We start from the raw sequence: 23639 nt of genomic DNA, 5'->3' as shown, positions 1-23639 counted from the left end.
AAACCATATCAAGGGAGTAGCAGACGGTTCTGGGATATGGGTTGGCTAGATACCGTGGCATAGTCGTCATTACGAAAGAAATTTCCGGCTATGTCTTAAACAGCGAGACTTGTTTTTTAGAAAACAGGTCTCTTTTTTGTAGCCCTGTGGAAAATATCAATGGAGGAATGAATTTTTGTCAAAAAAACAAAATAAAGCAAACTTTTATGCTAAAAGCCAAGAAGATGTATTGAAGAGTGTCGATGCAAACAAAGAGGGTCTTACTTCAGCAGAAGTCCAATCACGTCTTCAACTATATGGGCGTAATGAGCTTGAAGAGGGAGAAAAACGCTCTATTGTAGCAAAATTTTTAGATCAGTTTAAAGATTTAATGATTATCATCTTACTAGTGGCAGCTGTTTTATCTATCATTACCTCAGGTGGTGAGGGGATAACAGATGCAGTTATTATTTTGATGGTTGTTATTTTAAATGCTGCTTTTGGTGTTTATCAAGAAGGACAAGCAGAAGCAGCTGTTGAGGCACTCAAAAACATGTCTAGCCCCTTAGCTCGTGTGCGTCGTGATGGTCATGTGGTAGAGGTTGATTCTAAAGATTTAGTACTAGGTGATATTGTATTATTAGAGGCTGGAGACGTTGTACCAGCTGATATACGCCTTTTAGAGGCTTCTTCACTAAAAATTGAAGAAGCTGCTTTGACTGGTGAGTCTGTTCCTGTTGAGAAAGATGCGGACGCAGATGTTGCTTTAGATGCTGGAATCGGTGATCGTCTCAATATGGTCTATCAAAACTCAAATGTTACCTACGGACGAGGAGTTGGGGTCGTTACCAATACGGGTATGTATACTGAGGTTGGGCATATTGCTGGTATGCTAGCAAGTGCTGATGAGACAGATACCCCTCTTAAACAAAGTCTCAACCAGCTCTCAAAAGTTCTCACTTATGTGATTATCGTCATTGCCATTATTACTTTTGTTGTTGGTGTCTTTTTACGTGGCGAAGCTCCTCTATCTGGTCTGATGACAGCTGTTGCTCTTGCAGTTGCGGCTATTCCAGAGGGACTTCCTGCTATCGTGACAGTTGTTCTTTCATTGGGAACAAAGACTCTTGCAAAACGCAATGCTATTGTTCGCAAGTTGCCAGCTGTTGAGACGCTTGGCTCAACAGAGATTATCGCATCGGATAAGACGGGTACACTGACCATGAACCAGATGACGGTGGAAAAAGTCTTTTATGATGGTGTTTTGCATGAGGCGACTGCAACTATTCCTTTAGGTCTTGATTTGCCACTCTTGAAATCTGTTATTTTGGCAAATGATACCAAAATTGATAAAGAAGGTAATCTTATCGGAGATCCAACAGAAACTGCTTTTTTCCAATTTGCTTTAGATAAAGGTTATGATGTCGAAGCTTATTTGAAAGCTTATCCTAGGATTGCAGAGGTACCATTTGATTCTGAGCGTAAGCTTATGTCAACTATTCACCAATTGCCAAATGGGCAATATCTGGTTGCTGTCAAAGGTGCCCCAGATCAGCTTTTAAAACGTTGTGTAACACGTGATGATGCTGGTAACATAACAGCTATTACATCACAAGTCACATCTCTCATCGCAGAAAATAACTCTATGATGGCGCACCAAGCTCTTCGTGTTTTGGCGGGAGCGTACAAGATTATAGATAACCTGCCAGAAAATATTTCTTCTGAGACAGTGGAGACGGATCTTATCTTTGCAGGACTTGTAGGTATGATTGATCCTGAGAGACCAGAAGCTGCTCAAGCTGTATCTGTGGCAAAAGAAGCAGGTATTCGACCGATCATGATTACAGGGGATCACCAAGATACAGCGCAAGCTATTGCCAAACGCCTTGGTATCATTGAAGATGATGGCCAAGACCATGTCTTTACTGGTGCTGAACTTAATGAGTTTTCTGATGAAGAATTTCAAAAAGTTTTCAAACAATATTCAGTCTATGCGCGTGTGTCGCCAGAGCATAAAGTGCGTATCGTAAAAGCTTGGCAAAATGAAGGTAAGATTGTCGCTATGACTGGTGATGGTGTTAATGATGCGCCTTCACTCAAGACAGCTGATATTGGTATTGGCATGGGAATTACAGGTACAGAAGTATCTAAAGGTGCTTCTGATATGGTTCTTGCTGATGATAACTTTGCTACAATTATTGTTGCAGTTGAGGAAGGACGTAAAGTTTTTTCAAACATTCAAAAATCTATTCAATACCTTCTCTCAGCTAATATGGCAGAAGTCTTTACAATTTTCTTTGCGACATTATTTGGTTGGGATGTACTTCAGCCAGTGCATCTTCTGTGGATTAATCTTGTGACCGATACACTGCCTGCCATTGCTCTTGGGGTAGAACCAGCTGAACCTGGTGTCATGGGTCACAAACCTCGTGGTCGTAAATCTAATTTCTTTTCAGGAGGTGTTATGGGAGCTATCATTTATCAAGGTATCTTCCAGACTCTTCTAGTACTTGGTGTTTACGGTTGGGCATTGCTCTTTCCAGAACATGCTGGTAATAGCCGTGCTATTCATGAGGATGCTTTGACCATGGCTTATGCGACGCTTGGATTGATTCAGCTTATCCATGCCTTTAATGTCAAATCTGTTTATCAGTCTATCTTGACAGTTGGACCTTTTAGGAACAAGCTCTTTAATTGGTCGATTCCTTTAGCCTTTGTCCTTTTGATGATAACTATTGCTATTCCAGGGTTTAACGCATTTTTCCATGTGTCACAACTCTCTTTGACTCAATGGGGAGCTGTAATCATTGGAAGTCTGCTCATGATTGTCCTTGTTGAAATGGTCAAAGCCTTTCAGCGTGTATCTGGGCAAGATAAAAAAGCGATTTGATGTATGAAAGAAGCTAAGTTTATTTAGCTTCTTTTTTATAGTGGTTCTATTTTATTAGAATTGTATAGATAATTTAGAAAGAAAAGGTTATAATATAAGAATATCATTTTTATAAAAGGAGGAAATCATGGCAAATTCACAGCCAAAAAAGATTTCTCGTGAACGCAAAAAAGCGCTCTTAAAACGGTTGAAAGAGCAAGTTTCAATCAAGAAGAGCTTGATTTATAGATCGGCGATATTATCTTGGATACAGTTTCTCATGCGAGTGGCAAGTTTTGCTCTCATCGCCTATTATATAGCGATAGGTTTTAAAAGAGGCTTCGAACAGCTCAACTGGACTTTATTTGTACTGATTATTTTAGGACTTAATCTCACAGGTTTTCTGGTGGCAAGCCTAGCCAAAAAGTTTCAAGGAATCGTCTCTCAGTACGCTAGAAATCAGCTAAAGATGCAGTTTTTTGAGGCTTTTCAAACAAAAGCTGCTCAGTTTGAGGATAGTGCGACTGCTGCTGATGTATTGACAGTTGCTTCTCAAGGAATTGATAGTCTCGATACTTATTATGGACATTACCTTAATTTGTCCTTTCGGACTTATTTCAATTGTGCAACGATTTTGATTTTGATTACTTTCCTCTATCCTTTGGGTGGTGTCATTTTTCTCCTTTGTTTGCCTCTGATTCCTATCTCTATTGTACTGATGCAAAAGCGCTCGCGTCATATTATGGATCGTTATTGGGGATCTTATATGGACGTGGGCAATCGCTTTATGGATAATCTATCAGGTCTTAACACTCTCTATACTTATCAGGCAGATGACAAATATGCCAAGGATTTCGCTATGCAAGCAGAAGAATTTAGACAGGCCACCATGCTTCTTTTGCGTTTTCAGTTACAGTCTGTGGGCTATATGGATGCAGTCATGTATCTAGGTGTTGGATTGGCCGGTTTTGTAGCAGTTATGCAGTTGCTAGCAGGACATATCAGTCTTTTTACCATGATTTTCTTTATTCTCATTGCAACGGAATTTTTTGCACCCATTCGTGAGATGGGTTACGGTATGCATTTGGTCATGATGAATACTAAGATGGCAGATCGCATTTTTAGTTTTTTGGATGGTGTCAAAAAGAGCACAGAAAATAAGAATGGGTCTTTATCTTCCTTTTCTGATTTGAAGGTAAAAAATGTATCTTTTGGTTATACAAGGGATAAGCAAGTGTTATCAAGACTTGATTTTACCTTAGAAAAAGGACAGGTATTAGCAGTTGCGGGAGCATCTGGACAAGGAAAGACCACTCTCTCTGCTTTACTGACAGGCAGTTTGATAGCAAGTAGTGGCGATATTTTTTTTGGTGAGGTTTCTATTTCAAGCTTAGATAAACAAAGTATCGCCAAGGAGGTGGTTTATGTATCAAGTGAGAGCTATCTCTTTAACAAAACTATCTATGATAATCTGGTAATGGCAAGACCTATGACAAAAGAAGAAGTTTTGTCATGGGCAGACACACATGGTGTTTTACAGTTTATTCATGAGTTGCCAGAGGGGTTAGATACACCAGTCGGTGAAAATGGACGCAATCTTTCGAATGGACAACGTCAGCAAATTCTCTGTGCGCGTGGTGTTTTAGCAAAACGTAGTCTCTACATTTTTGATGAAATGACTTCAAGTGTAGATAGAGATAACGAGCGTGCCATCTCTGAACTCATTCATCTTATATCAAAAGAAGCTATGGTTATCATCATTACGCATAAGATGGCGCAGGTTATGGTGGAACCTTATGTGCTTTATTTGGACAATACGGGTGCGCATTTTGACAGTCCACAAGCCTTGTACGAGAAGGTAGAGAGTTTTAGAAATTTGGTGGACACTCAAGCTAATTTAGAAAGGGTAGTTTTTCATGAAAACAAAGTCAACTAAACAGTTACTTCTGCGACTTTTGTCTGTTATGAAACATCGTTTACCAGCTATTGGTTTAGCGATTGCTTTTGCTGTCATGGGATTTGTCATGACAGTGGCTATTCCTGTGTTATTGGTCAGATTGACTTTTGTAGCGTTAGCTGGTGAGTCCCCACGATTGATAAGTCTGGGTGTTCTCCTTCTCTTTGCACTTTTACGTGGGATTTTTCGCTACGGTGAGCATTATTTTGGACATTGGGTGGCTTTTCATACGTTGGCGGATTTTAGAAATATGGTTTTTGATAAATTACGTCGTTTAGCACCTAGCAAGTTAGATCGAACCGATAGTGGTCAATTGATTAAATTAATCGGAGAAGATATAGAAGCGTTAGAAGTATTCTTCGCTCATACTTTAGCACCTATTGGTACAGCCATCATTACTACTTTTGTCATGATATTTTATTTAGGACGGTATTCATTGGTTAATGCTGGGGTAGCTGTTATCACCTATTTTTTCCTTGCAGTGATTTTACCGATATTCTTTGCTAAAGTATTAACACCAAAGCTTGCTGAGCAAAGTCAAGTCAGAAAGGCCTATACGAGTAACTTTTTAGAAAGTCTGCGTGGCGGATCAGACTTGGCACAATACCAAAAAACAGCAGACACTTTTCAGCATTTGCAGACAGAAAGTCAGCGAGTCAATAAATTAGAATGTGAGGTGGCACAAGCCAACTTCATGCAACAAGCTTGGACGTTTTTAGTCGTTGGCTTATCTATTTTAGTGGTAACTATAGTCAGTCTGACAAGTGTGCAAAACAAGAATATAGAGTTGCCAAATGCTGTTGTTATGATTACTGCTTTTTCAGCCTCCTTTGCACCATTTTTGGAGCTTAGTCGTCTGCCGCTTGGCTTTAAACGTGCCATGAATGCAGGACAGCGTGTTTTTGAACTTTTGGAAGAGATTGAACCGTCTGCAAAAGGTTCTGTGCTACAAGAAAAAGTCACTCCCATTGCTTTGCATGAGATTAGCTTTGCTTATGATAATCGCAGTCAGCGAGTGTTGAACAGAGTATCAGTCAATTTTGATCAGCCAGTTATTATTGGTATCGTTGGAACATCTGGAGCTGGGAAATCTACACTTGTCAAGCTTATCATGCGTTGGTATGATGTGACGTCTGGTAAGATTGAATTGTCAGGAATTGGAATCAATCAGCTAGATAGGCAGAGCTTACAAGCGCATTTTGCTTACGTACCACAGACTGCTCAGATTTTCAATCAGACGATTAGGGAAAATCTGGTTTTATCAAATTCAAACATCACGGATGAAGCGATTTGGCAAGTGGCAGATAAATGCGACATGACTAGACGATTGCAGGAGGCGGAGTCTGGATTAGATACCGTCATCAGTCCTAGCCAGTTTTCAGCTGGAGAACGCCAGCGTTTGGAGCTGATGCGTGCTCTGCTTAAACAAACAGAAATCTATATCTTTGATGAGCCAACCAGTAATCTGGATGCTCTTAGCGAAGCTGCTTTTATTCACATTATAAAGACTTACTTCACAGGCACTGTCTTTCTTATCAGCCACCGTTCTTCAACGGTTGCTTCAGCTGATCTCATCTATGAAGTGAAGGAAGGTCAACTTTTAAGAAAACACTAAAGTGAGGTTCCTATGAAACAACTTACAATTAAAGATATCATTTTAACAGGTGCCCTGTCTGCTCTCTACTTTATTGGTGTGGGATTGGGGACACTTTTAGCCGTTCTAATATTTCATTCAGCAAATATGGCTGAAGCACCAGCGATTGCAGCGCTACTGTGCGGTGTCGTCTATATGCTTCTGATTGCCAAGGTTCAAAAGTTTGGTGCAGTATCTCTTATGGGTGCTATTATGGCTGTCTTTTTCTTCTTGTCTGGACACTTCATCTTGTCTTTTTTTCCAAGTTTGATTTGTGGTTTTTTAGCAGATAGTTTGGCAAAGTATGGAAACTACAAAAACCATCGGTATAATCTCTTGTCTTACGTCCTTTTTTCCTTTGGAAATCTAGGTCCTATATTTCTGATGTGGTTTATGCGTGATGCTTATATCCAAAAACTCTTAGAGCGTGGCAAGGATATGGCTTACGTTCAAAAAATTATGGTAGATTTCACTGTGGGTAATGTTCTCTATCTGGCAAGTTTTATCGTGTTCTGTGCTTTGGTAGGAGGTTGGTCAGGTCAACGACTTATTGCTAAACATTTTGCAGAAAGGGTGGACAATGGCGCTTGATGTCAGAACAAAAATCATTTGTCTGCTATTTTGCAACTTGCTCTTTCTCTACAATGTTACAGGGATTTTAGAATATCTTCTTTTTACAAGTCTTTTGTTTTTACAAATCAGCTATGGACAGTGGAGGAAAGCATTGGCTTATTTTCTCTTTTTTCTATTAAGTATAGCTTATGTAGATTTTGGCAATACCTCTTTATTGGATAGTCTGGCTCTTCTTTTGGTGGGAACAAGACGACTTCTCCCTAGTTTTATGGCTGGTGGTCTTATTTTTAGTACAACAACCAGTTACGATTTAGTGCATGCTCTTAGAAAATGGTACTTACCAGAAAGTTTACTCTTGACCTTAGCGGTTTGTCTGCGCTTTTTGCCGATGATTTGGAAAACGAGTCGTCAACTACATCGCAATTTACATCTCCGAAGTTGTTTTACAAGCTCTTGGGACTATCTGCGCCATCCCCACCGTTATGTCAGTTACCTCATCGTTCCTTTGCTTTTTGCGCTCTTACGACAAGTGGAAGATTTAACTATTGCTATTATGACAAAAGGTTTGGTGCTTTCTAAAAGACCAAGCTCTGCTTATCCTAAATGTTTTTCTGTTATAGATTGGAGTTTTTGCCTATGTTACCTGATGAGCAGTCTTTGGATTGTCCTCAAATTTCATTAAAAAATGTCAGTCTCACCTATCAAGGAGCAAAAAATCCTGCCTTTCAAGTGGCAGATATTAGCATTTCATCAGGCGAATGTGTGCTAGTTACAGGACGATCTGGAGCTGGTAAATCAACTTTTTTGCATCTTTTAAGTGGACTTTTACCAGATGAAGAGAGCCAGTTGTTTGGTACTATCAGAGTAGGTCGTTGTCGGGCTGGAAAAGAAACATCAAAAGAATTTGCTCATCAGGTGGCAAGCACTTTTCAAGAACCTATTCGTCAGTTTTTTCACCAAAAAGTAAAACATGAGTTGGCTTTTCCAGCAGAAAATCAAGGTTTAGCGACTACTCTTATCCAAAAACGTCTGGCAGAAGTAGCTGATTGTTTTGAACTCACTCATTTACTTGAACGTGATTGCTTGACACTTTCTGGAGGTGAACAGCAACGTTTAGCGATGGCAGTGGCAGTCATGCAGGATACCCCCATTATTATCTTGGACGAGCCAACCAGTCACTTGGATGCTGCTAGTATTACTCAATTACGCTCACAAATCATTCAATTGAAAAAAAGGGGAAAGACACTTCTTATTGCAGAGCACATGCTAGCGTATCTGCTAGATTTAGCAGATCGTGTGCTTTATATTGATAGCGGTCATTTGCGCTATGATTGGCTACCTAGTCAAGTGCTGTCCTTATCATCTGACAAGAGAAAGCAACTTGGCTTGCGTCAGCTAGATTTATCCACTTGTCAAACGCTTCTTGAACATAAAATTCAAGAGACATCGCCTAATTATTCGTCGGGACTAAGTATTGAAAATATTTCTCTTTTTTCAGATAGTCAATGTCTCTTATCTCATTTGTCAGTTGCTTGTGGTGAGATTGTAGGTTTGGTGGGTTCTAATGGACGAGGAAAATCAACATTAGCACAGATACTAGCGGGGACTATAAAGCCCAAACAAGGACGCATTTTTTGGCAAAGTAAAGTCACTAAGTCAAAAGAGAGATTAAAACTTGTTAGTTTAGTTCTACAAGATGTGCGTTTGCAACTCTTTACTGCTAATGTAGCAGAGGAGTTACGCTTGGGAGGGGCTAAAAAAGAGATACCCATTGATTTACTGTCTCATCTAGGTTTAGTTGATTTGCTTAAACGTCATCCACAGAAGCTTTCAGGAGGTGAGCAACAACGTCTTATGATTGCTGCTAGCCTTTTGTCTGAAAAACCAATATTTATTTTTGATGAGCCAACGAGTAACTTAGACGGAGCACAACTTCAAGCCTTTATGACACAAGTGATTCAGCTCAAACAAGAGGGCAAAGCTATTCTCATTATCAGCCATGATGTGGAGTTGCTGGCAAGTATTTGTGATTGGATATATCGGTTATAATAGGTTAAAACCACTCTTTTTGTTGAGTGGTTTTTGAAATGTTTACAAAAACTAAAAAGAGAGAGTGCTTTATGACAAATGGAAGATTATTGCAAGGATGAGTGGTATTTAAAAGTTGCTGGCAAGTACAGGATATGATTACTAAGGGAATTTCTTGTTTTGCTGGTCTATTTATCACTAAAACATGGACATCTCCAGCCTACAAAGCAACGAGTAATTATGATGTGGGCTATATATAGTATGTAATTTGTTTGCCTTAGGGGGCTATTCTTACCAATATAATTTTAAAAATGACGATATAAAATTGATAGCAATATTAAAAGAAAATGGCATTTTAGCTATTTCTTGTAAAAGTGGCTAGAAAGGAGTGCACTTGAGTGTTGATAAAATCCTTTGAGATGAAAGGTTGATAGATAAGGAAAATGATAATCGTAACTATACGATGTATGCTGAACTTTATCTTAAACACCTAGCAGAAGTTGTTCAAAATGCGTGATTGGGCGCATGGATACAACGATGTAGTAGATGTTGAACGCTGTCAATCACATTGCTTCTTTTTTAGGAATCATCATTATAATTTTTTGAAGCTAGGTTTGAAAAGGCGTGTTATAACTGACGTTTGATTTTTGACGAAACATCAGTCAAACATCATTCGGATAAATCTGCTAGTGTTTGGAGTTAGAAAAATTGACAGGAGCAAATGATCGAATCAGCTTCTACTGAATAAATGATACCACAAACACGATTAATATCTTTACTAGTCATATTTATATTAAAAAATAAAGACTTATCAAAATTTACAGAATATATTGACATCTAAAAAATGATGGTGCTATAATAACGATGTATTCGGATACATTGTTATTAAAATTGGAGGCTTTAATCATGGAAATACTATTAAAATTACCTAAAAAGAAAAAGAGATACTCATCAATGGCCCGTTCTACTAAGTGTCCACCTAGGGAGGAGTAGGATTGTCAACAAACAAATGAAAAGTGGGTCTGTTTTTGGCTCACTTTTTATTTTAGAAAGAGGTAATAATATGTTTTATTATGAGAATAACAATCTCATCTCTTTTGAGATACCACAATGTGAAAATCTAAAAGATGAATTTTTTAGATACTTTATATTTGAAAGAGGGAGGAGACAAGGATGGAAAATCCATATCTCTTGTACTGTTGATAATCATTTAAATATTATTAATGTTGTCGGAGATTATCTTTTGGAAAATAAGATTAGTTTTAAATATATTGATAATATAAATTCGCTATATTATTTGTTATCTGGGGATGCCCCTTATGGGCAGGCAGGAAAGTTTGTTACAATTTATCCTAAATCAGATAAACAATTTAAATCCATTATAGAAGATTTATATCCTAAATTGTATGGAATGGATGGTATCTATATTATTTCTGATAGGCAGTTCAAGGACTCGATTATTTATTATCGTTTTGGTTTATTTGAGAACGATGGTATCCCTTATTTAATCGATGGATTAGCTGGTTTAGTATTTATAGCTTTGGAATTATATAAACTAACGAAAAATCTTGAGTATAAAACTATGTTAGAAAAAGATATTATTAAGCCCTATTGCGAGACGTTGCGGAGGATAAAGTGGTGTAAAACTAGCGGTCTATTTTTTGGAGGATTAGGAGTTGTGATGATAGTGTTAAATCCCATCTTTTTGTTTTGAATGTTATAGGAATTTGATATGATAAAATTTTTTATAAAAAATCCACTGTTTAGAAATCTTCTATTATCAAATAGTTTTTCTGTGCTTGGAAAAACACTTTTTGATCTTGTTTTTATTATCTATGCGGCAACTTTTCCAAATCCGAAGTTAGCAGTAGGGATAGCTGGTATTGTATCTTCGCTCCCCTATGTGTTTTCGTTCATTGTCGGATATCTTTCGGATAAAACTTACAATAAATACTATTATTTGTTGAGAACAAAATTATGTCAGATTATTTTATATCTTATTTTTGCAGTTTCTACTTTGTTTGGTAAAAATATCGTATTATTTATTTTTATTATTTTTATCAATATTGTTAGTGATATTATTTCAGCTTATAACGGTTATTTAACTTTATCTTTGAATCAGAGGCTAGTTGAATCGGATGATTTATCCTATGCTTTAGGTATTCAGAATGGTTTTTATGACTCTCTTTCGTTAGTTGGGCAAGCTTTAGGCACATTTTTGCTAACGTTATTAGCCTATAATTATTTTCAATTCGGACTGGTTAATGCTGCTTTTTTTGCTCTATCTTTTATTTTTGCTCTATCTTTACGATCTTCTTTATCACATCAGGAGTATAAAACGAAGACAGTAACAGTAAAAGGTACTATTCATGGTAAGATAACAGAATTTTTCAAAGATACTATTCAAAATTTAAAATCTTTGGTTAAAATAAAAGTTATTTTTAAGTTTGTGTCTTTATTCTTAGCTATGAATTTTGTGTCATCAGGCCTGTATTCTCTTATGACTATGGCATTTGTGAGCAATTCTTCCTTACGGATAGGAAATCTAGCTTTAACTTTGACTATTGTAGAAGTTGTAGAAGTCTCTTCTAGTATTGTGGGCTCACTTTTTCCGATCAAATGGTATAGGAATTTGAAGTTAGAGTACAATATATTGGCAGAATTGGTATTTACTATTTTATTAATTATAAGTCTGGGTTATATTTCAAACATAGTTATGGTACTTTTTTCAAGCCTTGTTATGGGTTATCTAGGGGGGATATCTAATCCTAAAATTACAACTTTAATTTTAAAAACAGTTCCAAAGGAAAGACAGAATTCTATCTTTAGTATTTATGGTACACTTGTTACCTTCACGGTTCCTTTAGCAGCGGTTCTTATTGTAGCTATAAGTAATTTATTTGGTTTAGCTATATCATTTTTCTTATTACTCTGTATAATCATTATTTGTTTCGCTTATTTGGTTAATCGTTTAGTACAAGAAAGTGTATTTTAATATCCCCTTAGAAATTAAATTTTCATGATAAAAGCATGCGATACGAAAAAGTCAACTTGATACAGATAACTAGTTGTTTTTTGATAATAAAAAATAAGATATATTCAATTTTTCTAAAAAGGTAAAATATCCTATCTGGTAAAATATTTTATCTTATGGTAAAATAGATAGGATTACAAAAATGAGGTTTTTTATGGATATATTAGAAATACGGCAAAAAATAGTAGAAAACACAGAGAAGTTGACTAGCTTCAGGAGGTCTCTTTGACTTAGATAAATTGGAAGAAGAGATTGCTCTTTTGGAGAATCGCATGACTGAGCCTGATTTTTGGGATGATAATTTAGCCGCTCAAAAGGTTTCTCAGGAGTTAAATGAACTAAAGCAGACCTATGATACCTTTAATACTATGCAAGAACTCTCAGAAGAAAGTGAACTTTTACTTGAAATGCTGGATGAGGACGCTAGTTTGATGACAGAGCTTGAGGAAAATTTGGGTAAATTAGATAAGCTCATGACAAACTATGAGATGACATTGTTATTATCTGAGCCTTACGATCACAACAATGCGATTTTAGAAATCCATCCAGGGTCTGGAGGGACAGAAGCTCAGGACTGGGGAGATATGTTACTCCGTATGTACACTCGCTATGGCAATGCTAAGGGGTTTAAGGTTGAAGTTTTAGATTATCAAGCAGGTGATGAGGCCGGTATCAAGTCGGTGACCCTCTCTTTTGAAGGACCTAATGCTTATGGACTTTTAAAGTCAGAAATGGGAGTACATCGCTTGGTACGTATCTCCCCATTTGATTCGGCGAAACGTCGCCATACATCGTTTACATCTGTTGAAGTTATGCCAGAGCTTGATGAAACCATCGAAGTAGAAATTCATGATGATGATATCAAGATGGATACTTTCCGCAGTGGTGGTGCTGGTGGGCAAAATGTCAATAAGGTATCAACAGGTGTACGTTTAACTCATATTCCGACAGGTATTGTTGTCGCTTCTACAGTGGATAGAACGCAGTATGGTAACCGTGATCGTGCTATGAAGATGCTTCAAGCCAAACTTTACCAGCTTGAGCAAGAAAAAAAAGCGCAAGAAGTCAATGCTCTAAAGGGAGATAAGAAAGAAATCACTTGGGGGAGTCAAATTCGTTCTTATGTTTTTACCCCCTATACCATGGTCAAAGATCATCGTACAGGTTACGAAGTAGCGCAAGTGGATAAAGTTATGGATGGTGAAATTGATGACTTTATTGATGCTTATCTCAAATGGCGCCTCAACGGAGATTAGAAAGTGTAGAACAAAGGGGAAACATATGGCTTTAATTGAAATGCGAGACGTAAGCAAAAAGTATCGTCGTGCCTCAACCGCATTAAGAGGGATTAACTTGGCGGTCAATCAAGGAGAATTTGTCTATCTTGTTGGACCATCAGGAGCAGGTAAATCAAGTTTTATCAAACTATTGTACCGTGAAGAAGAAATAACATCTGGTCATCTAAAAGTCGGCAATGTTGATCTTACTAAAATAAAACGACGTAATATTCCCAAACTGCGACGTAGTATCGGCGTTGTTTTTCAAGATTTTAAATTGTTGCCGACAAAGACTGTTTATGAAAATGTAGCCTTTGCTATGCAGGTTATCGGCAGTCGTAGACGTGAGATAAAAAAACGTGTTCCTGAGGTATTGGAGCTTGTTGGGCTCAAGCATAAGCAACGTTCCTTTCCAACTCAACTCTCTGGTGGTGAGCAACAGCGTGTAGCGATTGCCCGTGCTATTGTCAATAATCCTAAATTGCTGATTGCAGATGAGCCAACAGGAAATCTTGACCCCGATATTTCTATGGAGATTATGAAAGTGCTGGAGCGAATCAATCTTCAAGGAACAACAGTTATCATGGCGACACACAATAGCCAAATTGTCAATCAGTTGCGTCACCGTGTTGTAGCGATTGAGGATGGACGTATTGTCCGTGATGAAGAGAGAGGAGAATACGGTTATCATGATTAGATATTTCTTCAGTCCCTTGTGGCAGTCTATCAAGAACTTAAAGCGTAATTTTTGGATGACTTTTGCTTCTATTACATCTATGGTTATTACACTGGCTTTGCTTGGTGTGGTCTCAGCGGTTCTTCTAAATGTTGAAAAAGTTGCATCAAATGTTGAGAACAAAGTGCAAATCAGCGTTTACTTAAACTATGATTCAACCGATGGTGCTAAAGAAATTACAGACCTTTCCGGACAGACAGGGGCAAATCCCAACTATCACAAGATTTATAATCAAATTAAGAAGATTGACGGTGTCAAGTCCATTACGTACTCTAGCAAAGACCAAGAGTTGAAAAAACTTCAAAAAACGTCACCAGATACCTTTAAATCACTAGAGGGTGACGCTAATCCCCTCCAAGATGTTTACTACATCAAGGTAAGTAAAGATAGTCAAGTTAAATCTGTTGCTAAGTCAATAAAAAAAATATCAGGTGTTGAGGACGTGACTTATGGTGGATCTGATGCTGATCAGATGATAAGTTTCTTACGAGGTGTTCGCCTTTGGGGAATTGTCGGTGTTGTTGCTTTCATTATTATCGCTATTTTGTTGACATCTAACACTGTGCGCTTGACAATTCGTGCACGTAAGCGCGATATTGAAATTATGCGATTGGTAGGTGCTAAAAATTCTTATATTCGTGGGCCATTTTTCTTTGAAGGAGCATGGATTGGTGTCTTAGGAGCTATTTTACCGACTATTATTCTATATGTTGGCTATCAGTTTGTCTATAAAGACTTGGTGTCAAATTACAAGGGTCTAGTACTTTATACACCACAAGAATTTTTGCCGTATGGTATAGGTGCGCTTTTTGCTTTTGGGATTATCATTGGAGCTTTTGCCTCAACTCTTTCCATGCGTCGCTATTTAAGAACATAAAACAAAATCCACAAGTTCTAAAACTTGTGGATTTTTCGTATTTTATTAAAACGAATGACTTTTGAGTAGGAAAATCAGTTGATAAAAAAGGGATTGCATTGTTTTTCGTGTCCGATAGTGGTATCAAAACCATGTCCAGGATATACTCGATAATGACTTGGAAGGGTAAAGAGTTGAGTTTTAATACTATCTAAAAGCAACGCCTTATTTCCTGTTGGAAGATCATAACGTCCGATAGACTCTCTAAAAAGAGCATCACCAGAAAGGATAAGAGCATCTTTCTTAAAAATAAAGGATACACCACCAATAGAGTGCCCAGGGGTTTGACGTACTTCAAAAACGAAACCGTTTAATGCATAAGTTTTTCCGATTTCAAAGAAAGCATCTGCAGGACTAACGATAACATCCACCATATCATTATGGCGAGGAAGCCCAGAGAGATTATCAAGAGGAGATCCTAGCCAGTCGGCTTCCTCAGCAGAGATATAGACAGGTGGATTGTCAAAATCGTGACGTACCAAATCAAGACTCATAATGTGGTCATAGTGCGCATGGGTTAGTAAAATGGCTGCAATCGGTTTTCCGATAGAGGATATGACCTTGTGGATTTTGACATAGTCACTCCCTGGATCCACCAAAAGGATGTGGCTATCATTGATGAGATAGTAAGTGTTTTCGTATGCAATAGCATTGATTGTTCTTTTTATTTCCATGCTGTCAGTATAACATAAAAAGTTTAAAAGTACTTTGTTTTAAAGATGATATTATCTATAACGAAAAAAGAGTGCTATAATAGAAGTATTATGTATGAAAATGCTAAACGAAAATATGCCGTTGTTGATTTAGAAGCTACCTCGGCAGGAAGTAATGCGGCAATTATTCAAGTTGGAATTGTTATCATTGAAAATAATCAGATATCAAAGACTTATAGTACAGATGTCAATCCACATGAAACATTAGAGAAAAACATCATCCAGCTAACAGGTATTACTGATGCTCAGTTGGCAAAGGCACCGGACTTTTCCCAAGTAGCTAGAGAAATTTTTGATCTCATTGAAGACTGTGTTTTTGTGGCTCATAATGTCAAATTTGATGCTAATCTTTTGGCTGAGCAATTGTTTTTGGAAGGCTATGAATTGAGAACACCTCGTGTGGATACAGTAGAGTTGTCCCAAGTCTTTTATCCTAGTTTTGAAAAATATGGACTGAGCTATTTAGCGGATGCTTTAGATTTAGATTTGTCGCAGGCGCACACAGCTGTTTCGGACGCCTATGCGACAGCTCAACTTTTTTTACAAGTAAAAGAAAAGATTGAAAATCTTCCAAAAGAGTTGCTAGAGAGCATACTTCCTTTTGCTGATGCGCTTTTATTTGAGAGCCGTATGCTTATTGATGATGCCTATCAGCTTGCTAGACCTTTGATGAATCCTGACTATGATCTGCGCCATGGATTGGTTTTACGTCGTGAAAAAAGAGTGAAAATATCAAAACAGATGTCACAGCAATTTGAGATCAATAGACATCTCTTAGGATTAGAGGATCGCCAGCAGCAAGAGCAATTTGTGCATGAGATATTAGCTGCATTCGAAGAAAATAGACCGACTTTTATCGAAGCACAGTCAGGTATAGGTAAGACCTATGGGTATCTTCTGTCATTATTGGCTAAAAAAGAGGTTGATCAGCTGATTGTTGCTGTGCCGACGAAGGTGTTACAGGATCAAATCATGGCGCAAGAAGCTACTGCTATCAAACGAGTTTTTGGTATAGAGGCATGTAGTCTAAAAGGACCAGCTAATTATATTAAATTAGATGCCTTTTATCATAGCTTGAAAAATCCGAGTGATAATAATTTGGTCAATCGTTTTAAGATGCAGTTGCTAATTTGGCTAATGGAAACTCAAACGGGAGATCTTGATGAGATTAAGCAAAAAAATCGCTTTGAGAGCTATTTTGATACGTTAAAGCATGATGGTTATCTAGCGTCAAACTCTTTGTTTAAGGATGTAGATTTTTGGGAACGTTGCTATGAGAGATCTAAATTTTGCAAACTTCTTGTGACCAATCATGCTTATTTTTTAGAGCGCATTCAAGATGATAAGGCTTTTGCAAAGGGGAAGCATATTATTTTTGACGAAGCACAGCGGTTAGTTTTAACACTAGATACTTTTTCACGTCAACAATTAGAGATCAAGAAATTGTTGATAGACCTCCAAAAAGCGTTGAATGAAACAGACTCTCTGCTTGATAAACGTCTCCTTGAGGAAATCATCTTTGAGTTGAATAATTTGGCAGAAAATGTTTATAAAGAACATTATGATAGAGGAATAAAGCAACTTGAACAAGATGACTTAGTCCTTTTAAAACAAGCTTTATCAGAACTATCACTTGCTTGTGTAAAACCTCTTCAAGATACGCTTTTATCACATTATAGCGACTTTTGGATTAGTACAGTCTACGATAGTGAAAGTGATATGCGTCATATTTTCTTCAATGCAGGAAGTAAAGAATTACTGAATTTTAAAAACATGCTACCTGACATGCAGAAACTCTACTTTATTTCAGCGACTCTTAAAATTAGTCATAACGTTAATCTAGCCAATCTTTTGGGCTTTGATACAGCTAGTTTTATTACATTACCACGACAAAAGGATAAACATCAACGTCTGTTGATTGATAGTAGTATGCCTTTGCTATCTGATATTAGCGAACAGCAGTATGCCTTAGAAATCGCTAAAAGAATTGATTTGCTTTTTCATTATCATTACCCTATCTTGGTTTTATTTACTAGTAAGCAAATGATGCTTTGGGTTTCTGAATATTTAGATTCTTGGTCAATTAAGCACCTTACTCAGATAAAAAATGGTACACCTTATCAGCTCAAAAAACGCTTTGATAGAGGAGATAGCACGATTCTTCTTGGAACGGGGGCTTTCTGGGAGGGAGTTGATTTTGTGCAGGCAGACCGTATGATTGAGATGATAGCACGTTTACCTTTTGACAATCCTAAAGATCCCTTGTCAAAAAAAATAGAGTTACAGTTAAAAGCGCAAGGCAAACAACCCTTTTGGGATTACTTTCTACCTTTATCTGTTTTAAAATTGAAACAAGCTATTGGAAGAACTCAGAGGCGTTATCAGCAAAAATCTGTTGTTCTTATCCTAGATAGTAGGATGTTGCATCGTCCTTATGGTTCTTTTGTTTATGAAGTGTTGAAAGAAGATTTTTATATTTCTTCGCAAAATTTTGCTAAATCTTTAGTAGAGATTTCAGAATTTTTGTTATAATAGAAAGAGAAAAAAATGAGGTGAACGATGTCGTACCAACACTTATTAGAACGTTTTTTGACCTATGTCAAAGTGAATACACGCAGTAATCCAAATAGCAAGACAACCCCAACAACACAAAGTCAAGTAGAGTTTGCTTTAGATGTCTTGAAGCCAGAAATGGAAGCTATAGGACTAAAAGATGTGCATTATTTGTATGATAATGGTTATCTTGTAGGTACCTTGCCGGCTACTAGCAAAGAGTTGACACATAAAATTGGTTTTATTGCTCACATGGATACTGCTGATTTTAATGCTGAAGGCGTTCGTCCACAGGTTGTTCAATATACAGGCGGAGATATTGTTTTAGGAGAGTCAGATTGTGTTTTGAGTCCTCTTGATTTCCCTGCGCTTAATGGTTATATTGGACAAACGCTTATAACGACAGACGGTACGACTCTTTTAGGGGCTGATGATAAGGCAGGGATTGCTGAGATTATGACAGCTATGGCTTATCTAGCAAAGCACCCTGAAATTCCACACGGTGAGATTCGTGTTGGTTTTGGACCTGATGAAGAGATTGGTATTGGGGCAGATAAGTTTGATGTTGCTGATTTCGATGTCGATTTTGCTTATACTGTAGATGGAGGTCCTCTTGGGGAATTGCAGTACGAGACTTTTAGTGCAGCTGGGCTTGAACTCACTTTTTTAGGTCGTAATGTTCATCCTGGAACAGCTAAAGATCAGATGATTAATGCTCTGCAATTAGCTGTTGATTTTCACAATCAACTACCAGAGGTTGAACGTCCAGAACTGACAGATGGCTATCAAGGATTTTTTCACTTACTCTCTTTAGAAGGTACTGTCGAGGAAGCTAAGAGTATTTATATCATCCGAGATTTTGAAGATAACGATTTTAAAAAGCGTAAAGAACTCGTTAAAACAATTGCAGCTGAGATGAATGCAAACTTTGATACAGAGCGTATTAAGGTTAATCTCTATGATCAATACTATAACATGAAAAAAATTATTGAAAAAGATATGACACCGGTTGTTATAGCTGAGAAAGTTATGAAAGATTTGGGAATTAAGCCTATCATTGAGCCAATTCGTGGTGGAACAGACGGTTCTAAAATTTCTTTTATGGGTATTCCAACACCAAATTTATTCGCAGGTGGAGAGAATATGCACGGTCGTTATGAGTTTGTCAGTCTCGAAACGATGCAAAAAGCTGTTGATGTCATTATTGGTATTGTTAAAGAGTCATCAGTTCAAAGGAGAACGACATGATAAAACTTTTAGGAAAAGTTAGGTATCATTGGCAACCTGAGTTGTCATGGTTGATTATCTATTGGTCTATCGCTTTTATTCCCGTTTTCCTTGGGGCAGCTTTAATTTTTGAAAATCTCACAGTATCAAAACAAGTCTTGATGTTATTTGCTATTTTTATCGTCTTGCTTGGTGTAGGGTTTCATCGCTACTTTGTCATTGAAAATGGTCGATTAGGTATTGTTTCTTTGAATGTTTTTAGGAAATCTTGTATTCCGTTGGAAAATGTCACCAAAGTGGAAGTGACTAAGTCGACAGTGACTCTGTACGTAAAAAATCAGAGAAAGCGTACTTTTTACATGCGAAAATGGCCTAAAAAATACTTTATCGATGCTCTTACTGTTGATTTAGCTTTTCAGGGTGAGGTTGAGCTAGTTGATAATTTTATCAAGCTAGACTATTTTAAGACTTATGAAAATGAGAAAAAAGCTCTTACAAAATCGTAAGAGCTTTGGTTGGACAGGATTTGACAGCTAAAATAGCATTATTGTCATCTGGTGAGAGAGAGCATTCTTTATCTTTTGTTTTTGCTAAAGTAACGATACCTTCATCATCGTAGTCAAATAGATTTGAATACGTTTGGCAAAGTCCACAAGCAATGCATTTTTCTGGAATAATTTTCATTTTCATACTCATATTGTAATATGATTTTATCAATTTAACAAGGGGGATAGCATGGCTAAAGAACCATGGGAAGAAAAAATCATTGAAACCAGAGAAGGGGCACGCTCAAAGCGTAATACCATTAGTACATCTTGGATTACAGGTGTTTTAAGCGTTTTCTTTATCATTATCGTCGCTATTTTGTTTGTTGTTTTTTATACTTCCAATAGAGGGGGAAACAAAGCGAGTGAAACGGCTGGTTTTGCTAGTTCATCATCTACTGTCAAAAGTTCTAATAAAGACACTTCAACATCACAAGAAAGTCAAAATAGTGAAAGTGCGACTGATAGTTCTTCAAGCACGAAAGAATCCTCTTCAACTCAAGGTAGTGGCGAGACTATTACGGTTCTTGCAGGTGAGGGTGCTGCTTCTATTGCGGCTCGTGCTGGCATTTCTGTTGCGAAACTGCAAGAACTCAATCCTGACCATATGACACTTGGTTATTGGTATGCAAATCCAGGTGATCAGGTTTATATTAACTAGAGAGGTCTTTATGAAATCTATTTGTATTGCCATTGACGGTCCTGCTTCTAGTGGTAAGAGTACAGTAGCTAAAATTATTGCTAAAAATCTTGGTTATACTTACTTAGATACAGGAGCAATGTACCGTTCGGCGACTTACTTAGTTTTAAAAGAGAAACTGACAAAAAACGATGTGGATACTATTTTAGACTTGTTGATTCAGTATCCTATTTCTTTTAGAAAGCAAGGAGATGGTACTCAGGCCATCTTTGTTGGTGATAAAGATGTTACACTCGCTATTCGTCAAAATGATGTGACCAATAACGTCTCTTGGGTAGCTGCCATACCAGAAGTACGCACTGAGCTTGTTAATCAACAGCGTCGTATCGCTGAACAGGGTGCTATTATCATGGACGGGCGCGATATTGGAACGGTTGTTCTACCAAATGCTGAACTCAAGATTTTTCTGATTGCTTCTGTTGATGAAAGAGCGGAGCGCAGATACAAGGAAAATCTCGAAAAAGGCATTGCAACAAATCTTGAACGCTTAAAAGAAGAAATTGTTGCGCGTGATTATAAGGATAGCCATCGTAAGGTATCTCCTCTAAAGGCGGCTGATGATGCTATTATATTCGATACCAGTGGTATTCCAATTGAAGAAGTTGTTCAATTTATTCAAGAAAAAGCTCAAAAAAAGATTGACAGCCTTTCTTAGATGTGCTACAATCATTATCAATGAGAAAAGCAGAAGTGAGAACTTCTCGCCTTGCGACTAACGTTGTCTGGCTCTACAAGTCAAGTTTCAGAGATGAGCTATAACTCGTAGTGCGGATTTGTGTTAGCAAGTCCGTTTTCGTTTTTCTCTAAAAATATGAAGAGGTGAAGAACATAGCTAAAAAAGATCTATTTATTAATGATGAAATTCGCGTTCGTGAAGTTCGTCTTGTTGGTCTTGATGGTGAGCAGCTAGGTATAAAACCATTGTCAGAAGCACAAGCTATTGCTGATGATGCTAATGTTGATCTGGTACTTATCCAACCACAAGCTACGCCACCTGTTGCGAAAATTATGGACTATGGAAAGTTCAAATTTGAGTATCAAAAGAAACGTAAAGAGCAACGCAAAAAACAAAGCGTTGTAACGGTTAAGGAGATTCGTCTTAGTCCTGTTATTGATAAAGGAGACTTTGAGACAAAGCTTCGTAATGGTCGTAAGTTCCTTCAAAAAGGAAACAAAGTTAAAGTTTCAATACGTTTTAGAGGACGTATGATTACTCATAAAGATATTGGAGCAAAAGTGTTGGCGGACTTTGCTGAAGCAACGCAAGATATTGCGATTATCGAGCAGAGAGCTAAGATGGATGGACGTCAAATGTTCATGCAACTTGCACCAATTTCAGACAAAAAATAATTGTCACTTACTACTATTATTAAAAGGAGAAATCTATCATGCCAAAACAAAAAACACATCGTGCATCAGCAAAGCGTTTTAAACGTACAGGTTCTGGTGGTTTGAAACGCTTCCGTGCTTATACTTCACACCGTTTTCATGGGAAAACTAAAAAACAACGTCGTCATCTTCGTAAAGCTTCTATGGTACACTCAGGCGACTTCAAACGTATCAAAGCAATGCTTACTCGCATGAAATAAGCAACTCATTTACTAAATTAAGATTTTCGGAGGATATATAAATGGCACGTGTTAAAGGTGGCGTTGTATCACGCAAACGCCGTAAACGTATTTTAAAATTAGCTAAAGGTTACTATGGAGCAAAACATATCTTGTTCCGTACTGCAAAAGAGCAAGTGATGAACTCTTACTACTATGCATACCGTGACCGCCGTCAGAAAAAACGTGATTTCCGTAAATTATGGATAACACGTATCAATGCGGCTGCTCGTATGAACGGTCTTTCGTACTCACAACTTATGCATGGTTTGAAGTTGGCTGAAATTGAAGTAAACCGTAAAATGCTTGCAGATCTTGCTGTCAATGATGCAGCAGCTTTCACAGCTCTTGCAGAAGCAGCTAAAGAAAAACTTGGTAAATAATGATTTTTAGACCTGAGTTCATCTCAGGTTTTTACTTATTTTTAGAATTATGCTTTAGATCTATCTTCTCTAATGCTATAATGGTAGTTGAAAGGCAGTGCGATGAAACAAATGAACAACAATTATCTCACTTGAGCTTGTTATTGATTTTGACTGTTGGGGAGGCATTCGATAAAAATTCTCCTTCACAAACAAAAAAAATTAAAAGAGACTATCAAGACAGATCGAGTTGTTGTGGATGGAGATACTTTCATTCACAATGTCCTTTACGCTAGCTCATAAAAAGTAGATGGTAACTATGACTCTTTATTCCTTACTCCTTACTTTACTTCTTATTTTAAATAGGGAAAGAACTGGATTTTAGAAGCGGATTTAGTTACGATTATGATTTATATGGTTATCCCTTGTTTGATGCGCCTGGAAATATCGCACAAGCTATTAAGGATATAGGCTATGATGTTGATTAAACACACAATCGTATCTTGGATTCTGGATTACAAGAAGCGCTTTATCATAAAATGATTGACTGAGGTACTGAGGTCGTCTTTGAGGATTACCCACGTGTGGTAGAGCTTGCTGAAACACTTACAAAGTACAGTGATAAAGAATATCATTTATTTTATGGGCAATTTCCTGTCAAATCAGCGGATCGAGAGCATGAATGGTGTTGAAAATGCTAAGTGGACAGAGCGTAGGTTGTTGATGGATGTGACTTTTAGGAAAAAAGGAAATCAAAAATCATTCTGGAAAAAGCTCACCCCCACTTGTTTGGGCTTGAAGTAAAGGTATTTATGGTAGTGAGGGGATGTGAGCGTTTTTATTAGCAAACTTATCTTAGCAGACTTTATTTAAGGCGATAAGTACCGTTATGAACTGGATACAACAACGAAAAAAAGAGTAGATACAGTT

At 37.4% G+C, this 23639-nt stretch carries 22 protein-coding genes and 1 other annotated feature; of the genes, 20 read left to right on the top strand and 2 right to left on the bottom strand.

The genetic code is table 11. The features are described 5' to 3' along the window. Nucleotides 1-175 precede the first annotated feature (175 nt). From NXS10_RS02440 to ftsX, 11 genes are all read left to right on the top strand, one after another. Nucleotides 176-2869 (top strand): cation-translocating P-type ATPase, encoded by a 2694-nt coding sequence (locus tag NXS10_RS02440; protein WP_259137256.1) that lies wholly within the window; start codon nt 176-178, stop codon nt 2867-2869. Nucleotides 2870-2996: 127 nt separating this feature from the next. Continuing rightward, a complete protein-coding gene (locus NXS10_RS02435) occupies nt 2997-4784 on the top strand; it encodes an ABC transporter ATP-binding protein/permease (protein ID WP_259137254.1) in 1788 nt (595 codons plus the stop codon). Continuing rightward, on the top strand, nt 4765-6420 hold the full coding sequence (locus NXS10_RS02430; protein ID WP_259137252.1) for an amino acid ABC transporter ATP-binding/permease protein: 1656 nt from the start codon (nt 4765-4767) through the stop codon (nt 6418-6420). Before NXS10_RS02435 ends, NXS10_RS02430 begins: the two co-directional genes overlap by 20 nt. Before the next feature lie 12 nt (nt 6421-6432). After that, nucleotides 6433-7029 carry an MptD family putative ECF transporter S component gene (locus NXS10_RS02425; RefSeq protein WP_259137250.1) on the top strand — a complete coding sequence of 199 codons (597 nt, stop codon included), beginning with the start codon at nt 6433-6435 and terminating at the stop codon, nt 7027-7029. Further along, complete coding sequence (locus NXS10_RS02420) at nt 7001-7693, top strand: energy-coupling factor transporter transmembrane component T (RefSeq protein WP_259137248.1); 693 nt, start codon at nt 7001-7003, stop codon at nt 7691-7693. Before NXS10_RS02425 ends, NXS10_RS02420 begins: the two co-directional genes overlap by 29 nt. Beyond that, on the top strand, nt 7648-9060 hold the full coding sequence (locus NXS10_RS02415; protein WP_259137246.1) for an ABC transporter ATP-binding protein: 1413 nt from the start codon (nt 7648-7650) through the stop codon (nt 9058-9060). Before NXS10_RS02420 ends, NXS10_RS02415 begins: the two co-directional genes overlap by 46 nt. A 988-nt stretch (nt 9061-10048) precedes the next feature. Then, nucleotides 10049-10753: a class III lanthionine synthetase LanKC N-terminal domain-containing protein gene (locus tag NXS10_RS02410; RefSeq protein WP_259137244.1), complete on the top strand. Its 705-nt coding sequence runs from the start codon at nt 10049-10051 to the stop codon at nt 10751-10753. An 18-nt stretch (nt 10754-10771) separates the two neighbouring features. After that, on the top strand, nt 10772-12034 hold the full coding sequence (locus NXS10_RS02405; RefSeq protein ID WP_259137241.1) for an MFS transporter: 1263 nt from the start codon (nt 10772-10774) through the stop codon (nt 12032-12034). A gap of 193 nt (nt 12035-12227) precedes the next feature. Beyond that, a protein-coding gene (gene prfB / locus NXS10_RS02400; protein ID WP_259137239.1) for a peptide chain release factor 2 occupies nt 12228-13329 on the top strand; the annotation gives its coding sequence in 2 pieces (ribosomal slippage) (nt 12228-12299 and nt 12301-13329; 1101 coding nt in all). Nucleotides 13330-13354: 25 nt separating this feature from the next. Continuing rightward, complete coding sequence (gene ftsE / locus NXS10_RS02395) at nt 13355-14047, top strand: cell division ATP-binding protein FtsE (protein ID WP_259137237.1); 693 nt, start codon at nt 13355-13357, stop codon at nt 14045-14047. Further along, complete coding sequence (gene ftsX / locus NXS10_RS02390; RefSeq protein WP_259137235.1) at nt 14040-14963, top strand: permease-like cell division protein FtsX; 924 nt, start codon at nt 14040-14042, stop codon at nt 14961-14963. The genes ftsE and ftsX overlap by 8 nt, the downstream gene beginning before the upstream one ends. Nucleotides 14964-15037: 74 nt before the next feature. On the opposite strand, the gene NXS10_RS02385 is transcribed toward ftsX, so the two are convergent. After that, the gene (locus NXS10_RS02385; protein WP_259137233.1) at nt 15038-15676 is read right to left on the bottom strand and encodes an MBL fold metallo-hydrolase; all 639 of its coding nucleotides are present in this window, start codon (nt 15674-15676) and stop codon (nt 15038-15040) included. 90 nt (nt 15677-15766) lie between these two features. Here NXS10_RS02385 and NXS10_RS02380 point away from each other — a divergent pair, with 90 nt between their 5' ends. Genes NXS10_RS02380 through NXS10_RS02370 form a run of 3 tightly spaced genes read left to right on the top strand, consistent with a single transcriptional unit; the run spans nt 15767 to nt 20001 of the window. Next, nucleotides 15767-18247, top strand: coding sequence for a bifunctional DnaQ family exonuclease/ATP-dependent helicase (locus NXS10_RS02380; protein WP_259137231.1), 2481 nt, complete (start codon nt 15767-15769; stop codon nt 18245-18247). Between the two features lie 27 nt (nt 18248-18274). Beyond that, nucleotides 18275-19516 carry a peptidase T gene (gene pepT, locus NXS10_RS02375; RefSeq protein ID WP_259137229.1) on the top strand — a complete coding sequence of 414 codons (1242 nt, stop codon included), beginning with the start codon at nt 18275-18277 and terminating at the stop codon, nt 19514-19516. Further along, entirely contained in the window at nt 19513-20001 is a 489-nt protein-coding gene (locus NXS10_RS02370) for an EbsA family protein (RefSeq protein ID WP_259137227.1), read from the top strand. The genes pepT and NXS10_RS02370 overlap by 4 nt, the downstream gene beginning before the upstream one ends. Here the strand turns inward: NXS10_RS02370 and NXS10_RS02365 are convergent. Further along, complete coding sequence (locus NXS10_RS02365) at nt 19988-20185, bottom strand: ferredoxin (RefSeq protein WP_259137225.1); 198 nt, start codon at nt 20183-20185, stop codon at nt 19988-19990. The two genes, NXS10_RS02370 and NXS10_RS02365, sit on opposite strands and share 14 nt — an antisense overlap. Nucleotides 20186-20230: 45 nt before the next feature. Between NXS10_RS02365 and NXS10_RS02360 the strand changes: the two genes are divergently transcribed. The 6 genes from NXS10_RS02360 to NXS10_RS02335 all read left to right on the top strand — a co-directional run bounded on the left by NXS10_RS02360 (nt 20231) and on the right by NXS10_RS02335 (nt 23513). Next, a complete protein-coding gene (locus NXS10_RS02360; RefSeq protein WP_259137223.1) occupies nt 20231-20701 on the top strand; it encodes an SAG1386/EF1546 family surface-associated protein in 471 nt (156 codons plus the stop codon). Between the two features lie 10 nt (nt 20702-20711). Beyond that, complete coding sequence (gene cmk, locus NXS10_RS02355) at nt 20712-21395, top strand: (d)CMP kinase (protein ID WP_259137221.1); 684 nt, start codon at nt 20712-20714, stop codon at nt 21393-21395. Nucleotides 21396-21416: 21 nt separating this feature from the next. Continuing rightward, nucleotides 21417-21545, top strand: a sequence feature (ribosomal protein L20 leader region). 14 nt (nt 21546-21559) lie between these two features. Further along, nucleotides 21560-22090 (top strand): translation initiation factor IF-3, encoded by a 531-nt coding sequence (gene infC / locus NXS10_RS02350; protein ID WP_259137219.1) that lies wholly within the window; start codon nt 21560-21562, stop codon nt 22088-22090. A 38-nt stretch (nt 22091-22128) separates the two neighbouring features. Further along, nucleotides 22129-22329, top strand: a complete 201-nt coding sequence (gene rpmI, locus NXS10_RS02345; protein WP_259137217.1) for a 50S ribosomal protein L35 — start codon at nt 22129-22131, stop codon at nt 22327-22329. A 41-nt stretch (nt 22330-22370) separates the two neighbouring features. Beyond that, complete coding sequence (rplT, locus tag NXS10_RS02340) at nt 22371-22730, top strand: 50S ribosomal protein L20 (RefSeq protein WP_259137215.1); 360 nt, start codon at nt 22371-22373, stop codon at nt 22728-22730. A 657-nt stretch (nt 22731-23387) separates the two neighbouring features. Continuing rightward, entirely contained in the window at nt 23388-23513 is a 126-nt protein-coding gene (locus NXS10_RS02335; protein ID WP_259137214.1) for a hypothetical protein, read from the top strand. Nucleotides 23514-23639: the final 126 nt, after the last annotated feature.

Source organism: Streptococcus sciuri, assembly GCF_024814375.1.
GTDB lineage: Bacteria > Bacillota > Bacilli > Lactobacillales > Streptococcaceae > Streptococcus > Streptococcus sciuri.
The sequence above is the reverse complement of the archived record's forward strand: the minus strand, read 5'-3'. Positions and strand labels throughout refer to the sequence as shown.